Genomic DNA, 16,199 nt, shown 5'->3' on the forward strand with positions numbered 1-16,199 from the left:
GTCGACCCTTCACGTCCCCGCGCCGAAATTCTCGGCGATGACCGGCGTCTTCGAGCGGATGTGGTCGCGCATGAGCGTGGCCAGCGCCTCGCCGTCGCGGGCGTGGAGCAACTCGATCATCCGCTCGTGTTCCGAAACGGCTCGGCTCCACTGCTCGGTGGTCTGGTGGACAGCATAGCGCGAACGCTGGATGCGGCCGGACAGGCTCGCATAGACGGTGCCCAGCACCGAGTTGCGGCTCGCCGCCATGATCGCCTCGTGGATCGCGCGGTTGAGCCGGAAATACGTGGCTTCCTCGCCATCCTTCCAGGCCTTCACCATGGCGAGGTGGTCACGCTCGATTGCGGCGATCTCCTCGTCGCTGATCGTGCGACACGCGAGATTGGCGGCCGTCGCCTCGAGTCCGGCGATGACCTCGATCATCTCCTCGATCTCGGCCTGCGACAGGCTGGCCACCCGTGCGCCCCGGTTCGGCAGCAATTCCAGCAGCCCCTCCGTGGCGAGGATCTTGATCGCCTCGCGCAGGGGCGTGCGCGAGATGCCGAACCGCTCGGTGAGCTCGCTCTCGTTGACCCGCGCACGCGGTTCGAGCTCTCCCGACTGAATCAGATCCCGCATCCGGTCCACGACTTCGTCATGGAGGTAGCGACGATTGATCCCGATCGCCGAGTCGAGCTTTTCCATGGGGGCGTAGGTCTTGATGTTAGAGGGTCGATACCCTCAAGACGTGTAGGCGTCGAGCATCGGCGTGTCGAGGGAGCACCCTATTAGTTGTTTTGATAAGCGTCGTACAAATAACTTCACCCCCGCGATCGCGCCCTCCGCGGATCAGTGCATTTCCTCGTGCCAGGTCCGTCCATCCCGCTCGATCAGGGCGATGGCGGCGGTAGGGCCCCAGCTTCCGGCCGGATAGGAGCGTGGCGGCTCGGGCCGGTCCGCCCAGGCCTTGAGCAGCGAATCAGCCCAGGCCCAGGCCACCTCCACCTCGTCGCGGCGCATGAAGAGGGTCGCGTTGCCGCGCACCACATCCATCAGCAGACGCTCGTAGGCATCGGGATAGCGCTGCTTGAACGTTTCCTCGAAGGAGATGTCGAGGTTGGTCGGTCGAAGGCGCATGCCGCCCGGTCCGGGGTCCTTGGTCATCACTTCGAGCTTGATCCCCTCCTCCGGCTGGAGCCGGATGACGAGGCGGTTGGGCTCGCGCCCGAAGGATTCGGCCGGGAAGATCGAGAAGGGAGAGGCGCGGAACTGCACCACGATCTCCGAGAGCTTCTGGGGCAGGCGCTTACCGGTGCGGATGTAGAACGGCACCCCAGCCCAGCGCCACGACTGCACCTCGAGCTTGAGAGCGACGAAGGTCTCGGTGCGGCTCGCCGTCTCACCGCCGAGATCGGCGCGGTAGCCCTCCACCGGTTTGCCGTCCACGGCGCCGGCGGCGTACTGGCCGCGCACGGTGACGGCCTGGACGTCGTTCGGCGTGATCGGCTTCAGGGCGCGCAGCACTTTCAGCTTCTCGTCGCGCACGGAATTGGCGTCGAGGGTGAGCGGGCTCTCCATCGCCATCAGGCAGAGGAGCTGCAGCAGGTGGTTCTGCACCATGTCGCGGAGCGCGCCGGACGTGTCGTAATAGCCGGCCCGGCCCTCGACGCCCACCGTCTCGCCCACCGTGATCTGGACGTGGTCGATCACGTCCGCCGTCCACAGGCGCTCGAAGATGGTGTTGGCAAAGCGCAGGGCGAGCAGATTCTGCACCGTCTCCTTGCCGAGATAATGGTCGATGCGGAAGATCTGCTCCTCGGGGAAGACCTCGCCGACGGCGTCGTTGATGGCGCGGGCCGATTTCAGATCCTTGCCGATGGGCTTTTCCAGCACCACCCGCGACTTTTCGCCGATGAGACCATGGGCGGACAGGTTGCGGCAGATCGAGCCGTAGAGATCCGGCGAGGTGGCGAGATAATAGGGCCGAACCTGATCCGGTCGCTCGGCGAGTTTGGCGGCGAGATCCTCCCAGCCGTCGTCGCCCGCCCCGTCCACCGCCACGTAGTCGAGATGGTCGAGGAAGGCGGCGAGCTTGTCCTCGTCGAGATCGCGGGCCGGGACGAAGCGCTTGAGGGCGTCGCGCGCCCGCTCCCGGAACGCCTCTACGCTCATCTCGGAGCGGGACGCGCCGATGATGCGGCTGGTGCCGGGGATCTGTCCGTCCTTGTACCGGTAATACAGAGCCGGCAGCAGCTTGCGCGTGGTCAGGTCGCCGGTGGCGCCGAACACGACGCAATCGAAGGAAGCGACGGGGATGATGGTGGCCAAAGGGCGGCTCCCGGAGTCTTGAGGGTCGACGGCGTCGGCACCCGAGCCGACCGATTCATCACCGTCGGGATTATACCCCTGCAGGAACCTCGCCAAGGCGGGTCGGCCACGCCGCGCCGCTCGTGCGCCTGCCCCCTTGAGCGCTTATCCGGGGATCCCCAAGGACCTCGGTCCCTTGGGTAGGGCGTTCAGGGGCAAGGCCCCTGAAGGTCGCGCGGCGCGCATGCGTGGCTCCGCCCCTCGGCCTGGCGGACGAGCTTCGCCTCGACATCGAGCGCGGCAAGCTGCCATCGAAGTGCATTCGAGGTGGTCGCCGTCAGGATCTCACGCATGGCCATCCCCTGGTGAGACAGCCCTCGTGTCAGCGCCCCGCAGCGAACGCCCGGAATGCCACCGCGTAATCCGGGTGCCAGCGCGACAGGGCGGGACGGTTCTCGATGATGTCGCCGGCCGCCCAGGCGATGCGGCGCTCGTCCTGCGCCCGCGTGGTCTCGTTGTCCGGGCAGAGGATGTAGAAGTCGCCGGCCTCCAGCCGCTCCAGCATGAAGGCGACGGTCTCCTCCGGCGTCCAGGCGCCCGCGGGCTTCTCTTCCACACCGCGCGCTTTGGTGAGGCCCGTATAGACGAAGCCTGGAATGAGGAGGTGAGCGGTGACGCACGCGCCGTCCCGGTTGCGCAGGTCGTGGGCCAGGGCCTCCGTCACAGCCTTCACCCCCGCCTTCGAGACATTGTAGGGCGTGTTGCCCGGCGGCGTGGTGATGCCCTGCTTCGAGCCCGTGACCACGATGGCGCCGGGACGGGCGGCGTCGATCATCGCGGGCGCGAAGGCGTGGATGCCGTTCACGACGCCCCACAGGTTGGTGTCGAGGATGCGCCGCCAAGTTGCCTCGTCGGAGAACAGGCGTCCGCCGGACTCGATCCCGGCATTGAGCATCAGGACCGATGGCGCCCCCTCGGCGCAGACGGCGTCGCGCAGGGCTTCCATCGCCGCGCGGTCGCCGACATCCGTGGGGAGGGCCCGAACTGGCGCGTCGCCTCGGGCCGCCGCCGCCACAGTGGCGCCGGCGGCGTCGAGGGCGTCGCCGGGCAGGTCGGCGAGCCAGACGGCCATGCCCTCGGCGGCAAAGCGCGTGGCGGCGGCGAGGCCGATGCCGCTCGCGGCTCCCGTCACGACGGCCGTGCCGCCTTTCCGGATCGCGGGATGATGAATCATGGCAGGGCCTCTTCGACGGTTCGGGTTGGCCGGGAGGTAGGGCAGGGTGTCCCGTTTTGTCAGGGCCGCCCGGCATGGAGGGGGAGGAACTTGGTAACCATCCCACCCGCATGATCCGGTCCTGTCTGCTCACGAGGGCTGTCCGTGTCGTCGCGTTGCGTCGTGTTCCCGTCGATCCTGAGTGCCGGCCTGTCGCCGCTGGCGCTGATGCTGTGCCTGACCGGCGCTGGGGCCGAACCGGCTCCTTCTTCACCGGAGGCCGTGCCGGCTGCCGCCAAGCCCGCTCCCAGGGCCGAGGCCGGCCCGAGACCCGACACCGCCCCGAAGCCCGAACCGGCGGCGGGGAACGCCGCGCCGCAATCGGCCCCGCAATCCGCTCCTCTTGCACAAGGCGCGGAGCCGGCACCGGCGGCGCCGAGAAAATCCCGCGAACTGCCCCCCCTCGTCGTGGCGCGGGTCTCGGACGACCCGGTCCCGACGCTTGCCCCCTCGACCTTCCTCGACACGTTCCGCATGGCCGAGCGCTACCAGGCCATCGTCGATGCCGGCGGCTGGGGCACCCTGCCCGCCGACCTGACCATCAAGCCGGGCGCCCGCGACCCGAACATTCCGGCCCTGCGCCAGCACCTCGTCCTCACGGGCGATCTGCCGGCGGGCGTGCCGAGTTCCGACGTGCTCGACCCCATCCTCGCCTCGGCGGTCAAGGCGTTTCAGGCTCGCCACGGCCTGCCCGAGACCGGCCTCGTCGGCCGCCAGACGGTAACCGCCCTCAACGTGCCGGCCGCCACGCGCCAGCGCCAGCTCTCGGCGTCCGCCGCACGGCAGATCGGCTCGAACTTTCCCTATGGCGACCGTTACGTGGTGGTGAACATTCCCTCCGCCGCGGTCGAGGCGGTCGAGCGGGGCGTCGTGGTGCGCCGCTACGTGGCCGTGGTCGGCAAACCCGACAAGGCGACGCCGCGAATCGAGGCGCGCATCACCGACGTGAACCTCAACCCGACCTGGACGCTGCCGGTCTCCATCATCAAGAAGGAGATCATCCCCAAGATGCGGAAAGACCCGGGCTACCTCGCCCGCGAGCGCATCCGCATCCTCGGTCCCGGCGGCACGGAAGTCGATCCGACCACGATCGACTGGGCTGGCGAGAAGGCCGCGACCTACACGCTGCGCCAGGATTCCGGCCTCGACAATTCGCTGGGGCAGGTCCGCATCGACATGCCGAACAAACAGGCCGTGTACATGCACGACACGCCGTCGAAATCGCTGTTCGCCCGCGAGGTCAGGTTCCACTCGCATGGCTGCGTGCGGGTGGCCCAGGTAAAGGAACTGGCGGGCTGGCTGCTCGAGGGCACACCCGGCCCCAATGGCCCCGGCTCGACCTGGGGGCCGATGGAGATCGAGGCCAACATCGCCACCAACGAGCGGCTCGACATCAAGCTCCCCAAGCAGATCCCGGTGACCTTCGTCTATCTCACCGGCTACGCGACGCCCGACGGCCGCGCCCATTTCCGCGACGACATCTACGGCATCGATTCCCCGGCCGTGCCGATGCGGGACGCGGTCATGACGGGCTCCATCACACCGAAGAAGGCGGCGCCGGCCGCTCCGGCGAAGGCTCCGGGCAACGCCCCGGTGCCACCCGGCCTGATCCCGCAGAAGGCGGCGCGACCGGCCGCGAACTGACCGGATCAGCCGCGCTGCAGCAACTCGATGCGGACCCCGTCCGGTCCGTCGAGGAAGGCGGTGCGAAGCCCGGGACGGACGTCGGTGATGTCGATGACGAAGGCCACACCGCGCCGCTTCAGATCGGCCACCGTGCTCTCGATGTCGTCGACGGCGAGGCCGATATGCTCGATGCCCCGGTTCGGCGGCCTGGCGGCGGGACCGGCATCGGGCGCGTGCTCGATGAAGAGGGTGAGCCCCGACAGATCGAGGACGACGCGCGTCACGGATGGCGCACCCTCGCGGGCGATCTCACGGGCGCCGAACGTCTCCACGTAGAAACCGGCGGCCGCCACGGCGTCCCGGCTGCGAAGATGGAGGTGCTCGAAGCGGAAAGTCATACGGTCCTCGCCCTGTGCCGAGCCCCTTTGCCGGCATCGAGTCCATGCCGTGTTCGAGACCTTGGCCCCGGTCCGGGCGCATGCCCCATCGGGATCAAGGACATCTCACGGGAGCCGACGTCAACGGATGGCAGGGGCAAATCGCGATACAGCGCCCCGCCCGTGTTCGGGCGAGGCAGTCGGCGGCAGTTGGTCCTGAGAGGGAGGCCCCCTCCTGGATCAGGCCTTACGAATCGAGGCCGGCATCCTCGTCGATATCCACGAGGAACACGATGTCGGCGTCGTCCTCGCCGTCTTCATCCTCGTCCTCGTCGGGCTCTTCGGCGCTCTTGGCGTGGCGCATGTCGGGCTCGAACGGAGCGTCCTCCTCTGAATCGTCCTCGGCTAGGGCATCCTCGAAGATCTCGATCTCGTCCTCGGTGGCGGGGCGGATCTTGAGCTCGGAGGTGCCGTTCCACAGCACCTTGCCGTCGCTCTTCATCGCCTGGATGTCTTCCTTGAAGCCGTCGCAGGTGAACAGGTCGCGAGCCGTCTCTTCGGTCCCGTTGATGACCGCGATGGCCACGCCATCGATATCGAGTGTGAACATCGCACAATCCTCATTCTGGGCGCGCCGGGAGGCGGCCGCGTCGGCGTGGGAATCGTCAGCCCGACAGCCGCCCGTGTAGGGGCGAACGGGGCCGAGGCCAAGACCTCAGGCCGCGTCCGCAAGCCAAGTCTTCTTGCGGTGCCGCGCTCAGGCGCCGCCCGCCGCCCGGCCGATGGCGCGCTTGACCACACCCTGGACCTCCGGATTGGACAGGAACAGGTCGTGATTGATCAGGCCGCCGCCGTAATCCGAGGCGTCGGCGACGCGGACCCCGAGGGCCTCCAGACGCTCGCGGTCGGCGGCGCCCGCACGCACGACACCGCCGGCGATGGCGCCGGAAAGTTCGAGCGCCCGATCCTTGGTGGAAGAGATCACGGTGATCTTCGACACGTCCGGCCCCATCCGCTCCACCGCCCCGGTGAACAGGTCGATGTCGATGTCGGGGGCAGCGAGCACGATGGCGCCGATGCGTGCCATCGCCGCCTCGCCGGCCTCGGCGCGCAGCATGCGGATGGTCTCCAGGGTCAGGAGCGTCCCCATGGAATGGGCGACGATGTTGATGCGTCCGCCGGAGGGCGAACTCGCCAGCGCCTTGAGGAGATCCTCGAACGCGTCGCGCGACCACAGGGCGCTCTCGCGGTCGTACCCGTAATCGAAGGTGGCGGCGGCGGACGGCCAGGTGAACAGGGCCGAGGCGCCGCGGAAGCGGATGCCGTCGGAGAGCATCGCCGCGCTGACCGCTGCGGAAGCGAAGCTCTCGCGGTAGCCGTGGACATAGATCAGCACGTCGCGCCCGAAGGCGGCCTGGGTGAAGGCCGCGGCCGCGCCGGGTCCGGTCTCGACCTGCGGCACCGCCGTCACCGCCCAGTCCCCGCCGACCGCGGAGGAGACCTTGCCGATGAGCGAGCGGTCGGGGGCCGAGAGGCGCACTTCGGCGAAGCTCAGGCCGCGACCGCGCTCGGAGCTGAAATACGGGCTCTTGGGCGGGTTGCCCACGGGCTTGCGCGTGGTCGCCACCAGCAGGATCGGGCTGACGTCGAGGTTCGATTGGCGCTCGGGACCGGTGCCCCCGGTGACGAGCCCGTCGGTGACACAGCCGGCGAGGCCCGGCGTCAGGCCCGCGACGCCCAGGAGGGCGGCGCCGCGGATCAGCGAGCGGCGGGTCTGCGATGGCGCTCCCGGTATGCGGTTTCGAATCATGGCGTGTCGACGGCCCCGTGATGGCCCGGCGCTCGGTCCCGGCTCTCTCGTCCTACCCTGTCGGCGACGATCGTGACCATGGCAGGGCGCGAGCGTGGCGGGAGGCGATGTGAATTGCGGGCAGAGCCCGGTCCGTGGCCCGGCGGGTACAGCGACCCCGGTGCAACGACACGCGCCCCCTCGACGAAACCGGGCCGGCCCGGCATGAAGGGGCTCATGGCTCTTCCTCCTTCCCTCGATCTCGATTCCCTGCGCGAGCGGCTGCTCGCGGGCGACCGTGCGGCTCTGGCGCGGGCGATCACCCTCGCCGAATCGAAACGGGCCGATCACCGGGCGGCGGCGCGCGACCTCATCGACGCGGTGCTGCCGCAGACCGGCACCGCGATCCGAGTCGGCATCACCGGCGTGCCGGGGGTGGGCAAGTCCACCACCATCGACAATCTCGGCGCCAACCTCACCGCCGCCGGGCACAAGGTGGCCGTGCTGGCGGTGGACCCCTCCTCCAGCCGCACCGGCGGCTCGATCCTCGGCGACAAGACCCGGATGGCGCAGCTGGCGCTCGATCCCAACGCCTTCATCCGCCCCTCCCCCTCCTCGGGAACGCTTGGGGGCGTGGCCGCCAAGACCCGCGAGACCATGCTCCTCTGCGAGGCCGCGGGATTCGACGTCATCCTGGTGGAGACGGTGGGCGTCGGCCAGTCGGAGACGGCGGTGGCCGACCTCACCGATTTCTTCCTTGTGCTGATGCTGCCCGGAGCCGGCGACGAGTTGCAGGGCATCAAGAAGGGCATCCTCGAACTCGCCGACATGATCGCGGTCAACAAGGCCGACGACGGCGAGGGCGAACGCCGGGCCAATGCGGCGGCCGGTGAATACCGGGCCGCGCTCCATATCCTCAGCGCTCCGAGTTCGAGCTGGACGCCCCCCGTCGTCACGATCTCCGGGCTGAACAACAAGCGCCTCGACGCGCTGTGGGAGAAGGTGGTCGACCACCGCAACAAGCTCACGGCCACCGGCGAGATCGCCAAGAAACGCCGGGCGCAGGACGTGAAGTGGATGTGGGCCCTCGTCCACGAGCGCCTGCACCAGCGCCTCGTCGGCTCGCCCGAGGTGCGCAAGCAGACGGCCGAGGCGGAGGCCGGCGTGGCGCGGGGCGAATCCTCTCCCGCCGCCGGGGCGGAGGCCATCGCGACGCTGATCGGGCTGTGACGCGGGGACATCTCCTCGTCACCGGTTTCGGCCCCTTTCCCGGCATGCCGCGCAACCCGAGCGAAACGCTCGCCCGGCAGGTCGGACATCTTGGCCGACATGGCATCGCGGGGTTTCCGGTGCGCACGCTGATCCTGCGCACCGCATATGCGGCGATCCCCGAGTTGCTGGAACCGGCCCTCGCCGAGAGGCCGGCGGCCGTGCTGATGATCGGCGTCGCCGGCCGAGCGAAGCGCGTCCGCGTCGAGGCTCGCGCCCTCAACCGGGCGAGTCGGCTGTTCCCGGACGCATCGGGACGGATGCCGGCGACCCTCCGCCTCGACCGGGACGGGCCGGCGCTGCGCAGGGCGCCGATCGCGTACCGCGCCCTCGTCGCCCTTCGGCACCACGGGATCGCCGCGATCCCGTCCGTGAATGCCGGGCGCTATCTCTGCAATGCCAGCTACTTTCGCGCACTGGCGGAAGACTGCCCGGTCCTGTTTCTGCACATCCCTCCGGCAAAGCCCGGCTGGCGGCCCAGGACAGGGCCGGCTCTCAAACGGCGCGATCCCTCCGCCACGCTGCCGCGGGCGGTGGCCCACGTGGGACGCCTGATGCGCGTGGCCGCCCGGCGCCGGAACCCCGCGTAAACCGCGCCGTCAACAAAAACGCCGCGCCATGGTGCCCTTCGACCACTTCGCACGTTCTGTGACCATCGGATGCGGGCGCCGCCTTGGAAGCGCCGATCGCGCGTCCTCGATTTTCAGGGAGCAGACCAATGGTTGATACGGATCGAGTCGTCGGAGCGGCCAAGGACCTCGGCGGCCGCGCACAGAGCGCCATCGGCGATGCCGTCGGATCGTCGCGCAATTCGGCGGAAGGCCGCTACCGCGAGGCCGAAGGGCGCGCTCAGGAAGTCTACGGCCAGGCCAAGGACACCCTGCGCGACGTCGCCGACAACGTCTCGGATTATGCCGGCGACGCCTATGACCGCGGCGGCTCCTATGTCCGCGACGGCGCCCGCGCGGTGGAGAGCCGTGTCGAGGAGAACCCGCTCATCGCCCTCGTGATCGCCGGCGCCGTCGGCTACGGCCTCGCCCTGCTGCTGCACGGCCGCCGCTGAGCCTTCACGTCCCGTCGCCTGTCGATCGCCCTGTCTCGCCCTCCGGCAAGGCAGGGCTTTCTGTATCGGCTACTGCGCCGTCCAGCCGCCATCCATCGGAATGTTGGCCCCGGTGATCTGGCTGGCGCCGTCGGAACACAGGAACACGGCCAAAGCCGCCACCTGCTCCACCGTCACGAATTCCTTGGTGGGCTGGGCGGCCAGCAGCACGTCGTTCATGACCTGCTCCTTGGTCATGCCCCGCGCCTTCATCGTATCGGGGATCTGCGCCTCCACCAGGGGCGTCCAGACATAGCCCGGCGAGATGCAGTTCACCGTGATGCCGTGGGTGGCGAGTTCCAGCGCCGCCGTCTTGGTGAGGCCGGCGATGCCGTGCTTGGCCGAGACGTAGGCCGACTTGAACGGCGAGGCGACAAGGGAATGCGCCGAGGCGGTGTTGATGATCCGGCCCCATTTGCGCGCCTTCATGCCGGGAATGGCGTAGCGCATCGTGTAGAAGGCCGAGGACAGGTTGAGGGCGATGATCTGCTCCCACTTCTCCGGCGGGAAATCCTCAATCGGCGAGACGTACTGGACGCCGGCGTTGTTCACGAGGACGTCGACGGAGCCGAAGGTCTCCTCGCCCAGCCGGATCAGCCCCTCGATCTCGCCGGGCTTCGTCAGGTCGGCGGGGGAATAGGCCGCCTTCACGCCGAAATCCGCCTCGATCCCGCTGCGCTCCCGCTCGATGTCCTCCGGCTTGCCGAAGCCGTTGATGACGACGTTGGCGCCCTCCTTGGCGAAGGCGCGGGCATAGGCGAGGCCGATGCCGCTGGTGGACCCCGTGACGATGGCGGTCTTGGAAGTCAGGCTCATGGAAATCTCCGTCCGTGTCGGCGCGTTCAGGCGAGATAGTCGTGCAGCACCTGCCCGTAGGGCAAGGTGAAGTCCACGATCATGTGCCGCCCGCCGACGATGCGCTTCACCGGCAGGTCGGCGACACGACAATTCACGTGCGGGATCAGGTCGAGGCGGGCCTCGCCGTCCCAGGCGCCATGAACGGTGATGTCCTCCAGGCGATAGCCCACGAGCTGGGCCACCTTCGGGGCGCCGGTGACGTCTGGGAGAAGCTTGAGGTTCACGTTGAGGCGGCCGAGGCCGGCCTTCACGGTGTCGAGCTCGTTCTCCAAGCTTGTGTGCTTGTAGGTCATGGTGCCCATCGCCACCCGCTCCTCGTCGTAATGGAGCGTGCCGGTGAGGGTGTCCTTCGTGACCTTGAGGCGCGGCACGCCCCATTTCTTCGGGAAGCCCCAGATTTCGCGGCCGGCGGTGATCGGCGGCTCGTCGTCGAGATACATCTGGATCGAGAAGTTGCAGGCCTCGCCGTTATAGGAGGCGATGGCGCCCGAGCCGCTCTCCTCGTAATCGCCGAAGCCGGAGGAATCCGGCATCTTCATCCATTCATAATAGACGAGATTCTCGGGGTGCGGCTCCAGGGGCTCGGGCAGCGCCCGGCGCAGGGCGTCCGCATCCGTCTCGTAGGTGATGATGAGGTATTCGCGCCTGAGGAAGCGATACGGCCCGCGCGGATAGCTCGGGCTGAAGGCTGGCATCGAGGGGACGTGCAGGATCTCGTCGCGGGTCATGGCGTGTTGGGCTCCCGGGTAGAAGGTCGGTGCGGGGTCAGTCGCGGGCGTCCCGCGTCAGGTCGAACACAGCGACGCCGGTCTCGTCCTGCACGCGATCCCGCCACGCGGGCGCCCGCAGGGAGCGGCGCAGGTCATCGGCACCCGCCGCCCAGTGTTCGAGCATGGTGGCGCGGGAAAACTCGTAATCCTTCGAGTTCCCCTCATAGGCTTTCCGCCGGTAGATCAGCTGCATCACCGTGGTGAAGTTGGCGTGGGTGACCTGGCGCAGGTAGGTGACGTCCTCGTCGCTCATCAGCTCCGGCGGCAGCTTCTCGGCGAGGCGCCGGAAGGCGGCTTTCGCCCTGCGGGCTTCGAGGTTCTTGTCGGTATTGAGCCGGGTGCGGCTCGAGAAGCGGATGTCCTTCTCACGCTCGGCCGCTTCGATGAGGGTGCGGGGCATCGGCCCGCGTGCGGCGAAGAGATCGACCTGATAGACGACGAGGTCGCGGCTGCGCTCCTCGTCGAGGATGTATTGCAGCGGCGTGTTCGAGACGATGCCGCCGTCCCAATACTGCTCGCCGTCGATGGTCACCGGCGGAAAGCCCGGCGGCAGCGCCCCCGAGGCCATGATGTGCTCGGGCGTGATGCGGTCGCAGCGGTTGTCGAAATAGACGAAGTTGCCGGTGCGCACGTTGACCGCGCCGATGCTGAGCCGGGTCCGGCCCTCGTTGACGAGGTCGAAATCGACGAGCCGCTCCAGCGTCGCCTTCAGCGGGGCGGTATCGTAATAGCTCAGCGCTTCCGGCGTGCCGGGCGGGTAGAGGGTGGCCGGAGGAAAGCGCGGCGTGAAGAAGCCGGGCACCCCCACAGTGGCGATCCAATTGGCGCTGGCCTCGTTGAAGGCCGCCCGCGCCTGCTCTCCGGGAAACCACGGCGAACCCATCACGCCGGACGAGACCTGCTCCCAGAACGCCTTCAACCGCTCCACGCGGCGCTCGGGCGGGTTGCCGGCGATCAGGGCAGCATTGATGGCGCCGATGGAGATGCCCGCCACCCAATCGGGCGCGATTGCCTCCGCGGCCAGTGTCTCGTAGATGCCGGCCTGATAGGAACCGAGGGCCCCGCCGCCCTGAAGCACGAGGACATGGGATTCGCCGCTGGAAAACTCTGTCACGGGCGCGGACCTCTCAGGGACGTCCCTCGACGCCGTTCACCGGTGGAGCAGGGTGGACGTCGAACGATGACGGCACCATGACCCAAGGCCGCCCCGATGACCATCGTCCCGCACTGCGAAGGCGGGCTCGGGAAGCCGGGACGGTTGACAGGCGGTGTTCCTTCGCCAACACCGCCGGGCCAGCCGCGGCTTTTCCCGCCCGCCCCGGACGCCTCCGGCCGCTTTCATGCCCGGCACGGGCCCACGGCGTGCAGAACGGCGACGAACAAGGATCTCTGACCGATGTCGGTGACGCGCTCCTATCTCGATTTCGAGAAGCCGGTGGCCGAGCTCGAATCCAAGCTGGAGGAGCTGAGGACCCTAGCGGCCCGCGACGGGGCGGTTTCCATCAGCGAGGAGGTCGGCCGTCTCGAAGGCAAGGCCGCCGCCGCCCTGTCGGACATCTACGCCACCCTGACGCCCTGGCAGAAGACGCAGGTGGCACGCCATCCGCAGCGCCCGCACTTCATCGACTATTGCGCCGGCCTGATCACCGAGTTCACCCCCCTGGCCGGGGACCGCCATTACGGTGAGGATCAGGCCATCGTCGCCGGCTTCGGCCGTTTCGAGGGCCGCGCCGTCTGCGTGCTCGGCCAGGAGAAGGGCTCCTCTACCGAGAGCCGCCTGCGCCACAATTTCGGAATGGCCAAACCCGAAGGCTACCGCAAGGCCGTGCGGCTGATGGAGATGGCCGACCGCTTCGGCCTTCCCGTCCTCGCCTTCGTCGATACGGCCGGTGCCTTTCCCGGCATCGAGGCAGAAGAACGCGGCCAGGCCGAGGCCATCGCCCGCTCCACCGAGACCTGCCTCGGCCTCGGCGTGCCCAACGTCGCCGTGGTCATCGGGGAAGGCGGTTCGGGGGGCGCCATCGCGCTCGCCACCGCCAACCGCGTCCTCATGCTCGAACATGCGATCTACGGCGTCATCTCCCCCGAGGGCGCGGCCTCGATCCTCTGGCGCGACCAGGGCCGGGCGGCGGATGCGGCCACCGCCATGAAAATTACGGCCCAGGATCTCCTGCGCCTCGGGATCATCGACGCCATCATACCGGAAGCCACGGGCGGCGCCCATCGCGGCCGCGACGCGGCGATCGCCAACACCGGCAAGGCCGTGGCCAAGGCGCTCGCCGAGTTCGACGGCCTGAGTCCCGACGAAATCCGCGATCGCCGGGCGGCGAAGTTCCTCGATATCGGTCGCAAACTGTAGCCCGCTCCCTAGTGCGTCGTTTTGGCGCATATGGACGAAGGAACCAGTAAGGGTTTTGTTAAATCCCGCCCAGCCTGCCTTTCCGAGCTCGGCGTTCCGAGCACCATACCTCCACACGCGCCGTGCCGGGAGCGGAAAGACCAGCGGAATCAAGTCGATTGCCATCCGGCCTCCATCCGCGAACGTCACGGCCGACGGACACTTTGCGGCAATGTGTTGCCCATACTGAGGACGACACCGAAATCCACATCTCGCCGCGCCGGCCATTTACGTCTTCTTGCGGTAACAACCGGGTAAGTTTAATGACGCTATTGGGTTGGGGAGTGGCGTTCGACGGGCGAGATCCCGCGAGCGCATGAATGAGGACGGGGTTCCCCATGGCTTTGCGCCCGCTGGCTCTACGATTGGCTACGGCTGCCGGTGTCGTTGCGCTCGCTCTCTCCCTCACCGCTTGCCAGGATGGCTCGATGGGCGGTGGCGTTCCGCTGCGCGCCCTTGCGCCGGTTCCTGCCAAGACCCTCGCGCTGATGGCCCAGAAGGGCATGGCCGCCAATGACCCCATCCTGATCCGCGCCTATAAGAAGGAAGCGGAGATGGAGGTGTGGAAGCGCGGCACGAACGGCCAGTATGCGCTCCTCAAGACCTTCCCGATCTGCCGCTGGTCGGGCCAGCTCGGCCCCAAGACAAAACAGGGCGACCGTCAGGCTCCCGAGGGGTTCTACACGGTGACGCCGGGGCAGATGAACCCGAACTCGTCCTATTATCTCTCCTTCGATACCGGCTATCCGAACAACTACGACCGGGCCAACGGGCGCACCGGAAACTACATCATGGTGCACGGCACCTGCTCGTCGTCGGGCTGTTTCGCCATGACCGACGAGTCCATGGGTGAGCTCTACGCCCTGGCGCGCGATTCCTTCGCCGGCGGGCAGCGCGCTTTCCAGTTCCAGTCCTATCCGTTCCGGATGACGGCGACGAACTTCGCCAAGTATCGCAACGACCCCAACGCGCCGTTCTGGAAGAACCTGAAGGAAGGCTCGGATTACTTCGAGGCCCTGCGCGAAGAGCCGCGGGTGAACGTCTGCGGTACGCGCTACGTCTTCGGCGGACAGGACGTTGCCGCCGGCTCGTGCTCGCCGAAGGTGGACACGCTCGTCGCCGAGAAGCGGGCGAAGGACAACCACGACATCGCCGAACTCGTCGCCAAGGGCACACCGGCGACAAGAGTCGTCTATGACGATGGCGGCCAAAATCCGGTCTTCCGGCCGCAGGCACCCGCCTCGACGATGGCCTTCGCCAACCTGACGAAGAACGACGAGCCGGAGGCGCCCTACGACCCCAAGGAATATGCCCGCCACCATCTCGGCGAGGTGAGCCGGCCCGAGAGCCTGGCCGCCGGCGAGCGCGAGGTCGAGGTGGATGCCAAGGGACGGCCGGTCCTGCTGGCCGCCGTCGAGGCTCCGATCCCGACCAAGGCCGCCGCGGCAGCCCTCAAGGCAGGGGGCGACAAGACCAAGCCCGGCAGCGTCGTCACCAAGACGAACGCGGCGCCCGAGCCGCTAAAGCCGGCGACGCCGACGCGCGTGCTCGTGGCTGATGCCGACGTGGATTCGCCCTCCTACACGAAGGTCCTGGGCAGCCTCCTGACCGGCAAGGCCTCGCCGACCCCGGCGACCCCGTCAGCCGACGCCGCAACGATCCCGGCCGCAGCCGCTGCCCAGGAGACGATCCAGTCGGCACCGAAGCCGGGCAAAGCCATCCATACCGCCCATGCGATCGCGGTGCCGACGGTGACCGGCGCGGTGGGACAAAAGGCCAAGATCGCGGCCGAATCCGCGAAAGCCGGAAAGACCCCAGCGGTGAAGGCCGTCCCCGCCAAGGAAGCCGCGGCGAAGGACGGCTTGGTGAAGGATGGCACAGCGAAGGCGACGCCGAAGCTTTGAGCTCTGCTTTGGCCGAATAGACGCTTCGCGACGTTTACTCGCCGGACTCCGAATCGGGTACCGCTCACGGTCCACTTCTCCGGGGAATGGAAGCGCGGGTCGAAATCTCCTGCCGGTCCTTACGCCCGCGCCCCTCTCCCGGATGACCATCCGGGACCAAGCCAGGCGATGGACCAAGAAAAAAGGGCCCGCGAGGGCCCTTTCGTCGTTCGGATCGCTGCTGCGATCACATGCGGTTCATGCGGCGGTTATGCATCATCCGGTGACGCATGTGGTTCCGATGCATGCGCATGTGGTGACGACGCTGCATGCGGTGATGCATCCGGTGCTCGCCACGGTGCATCCGCACGGGGGTGACGGTCTCGGAGGAGGTGACGCCCATCGGGGTGCCCGGAGCGGCCGAAGCGCTCGTCGCGAGGGCGCCGGCTCCAAGGCTTCCGACCATGGCGAGAGCGAAGATCAATTTTCTCATCGGGCGTTTCCGTTCTCTTTCACCCGAGCGCGGCGCTCGGATTGATCTCCCCCGCTCGCGCTGGAGAGATGATTG

General features: G+C 68.1%; 17 protein-coding genes. 6 read left to right on the forward strand and 11 right to left on the reverse strand.

The window, feature by feature from the left end; genetic code table 11:
- Positions 1-9: 9 nt before the first annotated feature.
- The 4 genes from MKK51_RS14950 to MKK51_RS14965 form a co-directional block, all read right to left on the reverse strand.
- Positions 10-684 carry a GntR family transcriptional regulator gene (locus MKK51_RS14950; RefSeq protein ID WP_243978402.1) on the reverse strand — a complete coding sequence of 225 codons (675 nt, stop codon included), beginning with the start codon at positions 682-684 and terminating at the stop codon, positions 10-12.
- 144 nt (positions 685-828) lie between these two features.
- A complete protein-coding gene (zwf, locus tag MKK51_RS14955; RefSeq protein ID WP_243978404.1) occupies positions 829-2,307 on the reverse strand; it encodes a glucose-6-phosphate dehydrogenase in 1,479 nt (492 codons plus the stop codon).
- Between the two features lie 188 nt (positions 2,308-2,495).
- Positions 2,496-2,639: a hypothetical protein gene (locus MKK51_RS14960; RefSeq protein WP_243978406.1), complete on the reverse strand. Its 144-nt coding sequence runs from the start codon at positions 2,637-2,639 to the stop codon at positions 2,496-2,498.
- 29 nt (positions 2,640-2,668) lie between these two features.
- The gene (locus MKK51_RS14965; RefSeq protein WP_243978414.1) at positions 2,669-3,520 is read right to left on the reverse strand and encodes an SDR family NAD(P)-dependent oxidoreductase; all 852 of its coding nucleotides are present in this window, start codon (positions 3,518-3,520) and stop codon (positions 2,669-2,671) included.
- Positions 3,521-3,664: 144 nt separating this feature from the next.
- On the opposite strand from MKK51_RS14965, the gene MKK51_RS14970 reads away from it, so the two are divergent.
- Positions 3,665-5,203 carry a L,D-transpeptidase family protein gene (locus MKK51_RS14970; protein ID WP_243978416.1) on the forward strand — a complete coding sequence of 513 codons (1,539 nt, stop codon included), beginning with the start codon at positions 3,665-3,667 and terminating at the stop codon, positions 5,201-5,203.
- Positions 5,204-5,208: 5 nt separating this feature from the next.
- Here MKK51_RS14970 and MKK51_RS14975 read toward each other — a convergent pair whose 3' ends face one another.
- From MKK51_RS14975 to MKK51_RS14985, 3 genes are all read right to left on the reverse strand, one after another.
- On the reverse strand, positions 5,209-5,583 hold the full coding sequence (locus tag MKK51_RS14975) for a VOC family protein (protein ID WP_243978417.1): 375 nt from the start codon (positions 5,581-5,583) through the stop codon (positions 5,209-5,211).
- Positions 5,584-5,809: 226 nt separating this feature from the next.
- Positions 5,810-6,172, reverse strand: a complete 363-nt coding sequence (locus MKK51_RS14980) for a hypothetical protein (RefSeq protein ID WP_018045358.1) — start codon at positions 6,170-6,172, stop codon at positions 5,810-5,812.
- A 147-nt stretch (positions 6,173-6,319) separates the two neighbouring features.
- Positions 6,320-7,372: an alpha/beta hydrolase gene (locus tag MKK51_RS14985; protein ID WP_243978419.1), complete on the reverse strand. Its 1,053-nt coding sequence runs from the start codon at positions 7,370-7,372 to the stop codon at positions 6,320-6,322.
- A gap of 204 nt (positions 7,373-7,576) precedes the next feature.
- On the opposite strand from MKK51_RS14985, the gene meaB reads away from it, so the two are divergent.
- The 3 genes from meaB to MKK51_RS15000 all read left to right on the forward strand — a co-directional run bounded on the left by meaB (position 7,577) and on the right by MKK51_RS15000 (position 9,683).
- A complete protein-coding gene (gene meaB / locus MKK51_RS14990) occupies positions 7,577-8,581 on the forward strand; it encodes a methylmalonyl Co-A mutase-associated GTPase MeaB (RefSeq protein WP_056254637.1) in 1,005 nt (334 codons plus the stop codon).
- The gene (locus tag MKK51_RS14995; RefSeq protein WP_243978421.1) at positions 8,578-9,210 is read left to right on the forward strand and encodes a peptidase C15; all 633 of its coding nucleotides are present in this window, start codon (positions 8,578-8,580) and stop codon (positions 9,208-9,210) included. Before meaB ends, MKK51_RS14995 begins: the two co-directional genes overlap by 4 nt.
- 128 nt (positions 9,211-9,338) lie before the next feature.
- Positions 9,339-9,683 carry a CsbD family protein gene (locus MKK51_RS15000; protein WP_243978423.1) on the forward strand — a complete coding sequence of 115 codons (345 nt, stop codon included), beginning with the start codon at positions 9,339-9,341 and terminating at the stop codon, positions 9,681-9,683.
- A gap of 69 nt (positions 9,684-9,752) precedes the next feature.
- On the opposite strand, the gene MKK51_RS15005 is transcribed toward MKK51_RS15000, so the two are convergent.
- From MKK51_RS15005 to MKK51_RS15015, 3 genes are read right to left on the reverse strand one after another with little or no spacing between them, the layout of a single operon-like run.
- Positions 9,753-10,538 carry a 3-hydroxybutyrate dehydrogenase gene (locus tag MKK51_RS15005; RefSeq protein WP_243978432.1) on the reverse strand — a complete coding sequence of 262 codons (786 nt, stop codon included), beginning with the start codon at positions 10,536-10,538 and terminating at the stop codon, positions 9,753-9,755.
- Between the two features lie 26 nt (positions 10,539-10,564).
- A complete protein-coding gene (locus MKK51_RS15010) occupies positions 10,565-11,308 on the reverse strand; it encodes an acetoacetate decarboxylase (protein ID WP_243978434.1) in 744 nt (247 codons plus the stop codon).
- 37 nt (positions 11,309-11,345) lie between these two features.
- A complete protein-coding gene (locus tag MKK51_RS15015; RefSeq protein WP_243978436.1) occupies positions 11,346-12,464 on the reverse strand; it encodes a patatin-like phospholipase family protein in 1,119 nt (372 codons plus the stop codon).
- Between the two features lie 282 nt (positions 12,465-12,746).
- On the opposite strand from MKK51_RS15015, the gene MKK51_RS15020 reads away from it, so the two are divergent.
- Positions 12,747-13,709: an acetyl-CoA carboxylase carboxyltransferase subunit alpha gene (locus MKK51_RS15020; protein WP_243978438.1), complete on the forward strand. Its 963-nt coding sequence runs from the start codon at positions 12,747-12,749 to the stop codon at positions 13,707-13,709.
- A 392-nt stretch (positions 13,710-14,101) separates the two neighbouring features.
- A complete protein-coding gene (locus tag MKK51_RS15025; RefSeq protein WP_243978660.1) occupies positions 14,102-15,652 on the forward strand; it encodes a murein L,D-transpeptidase family protein in 1,551 nt (516 codons plus the stop codon).
- A gap of 226 nt (positions 15,653-15,878) precedes the next feature.
- On the opposite strand, the gene MKK51_RS15030 is transcribed toward MKK51_RS15025, so the two are convergent.
- Positions 15,879-16,124 carry a hypothetical protein gene (locus tag MKK51_RS15030; protein ID WP_243978439.1) on the reverse strand — a complete coding sequence of 82 codons (246 nt, stop codon included), beginning with the start codon at positions 16,122-16,124 and terminating at the stop codon, positions 15,879-15,881.
- Positions 16,125-16,199 lie beyond the last annotated feature (75 nt).

Origin of the sequence: Methylobacterium sp. E-045 (genome assembly GCF_022829685.1) — a bacterium.
Classification (GTDB): domain Bacteria; phylum Pseudomonadota; class Alphaproteobacteria; order Rhizobiales; family Beijerinckiaceae; genus Methylobacterium.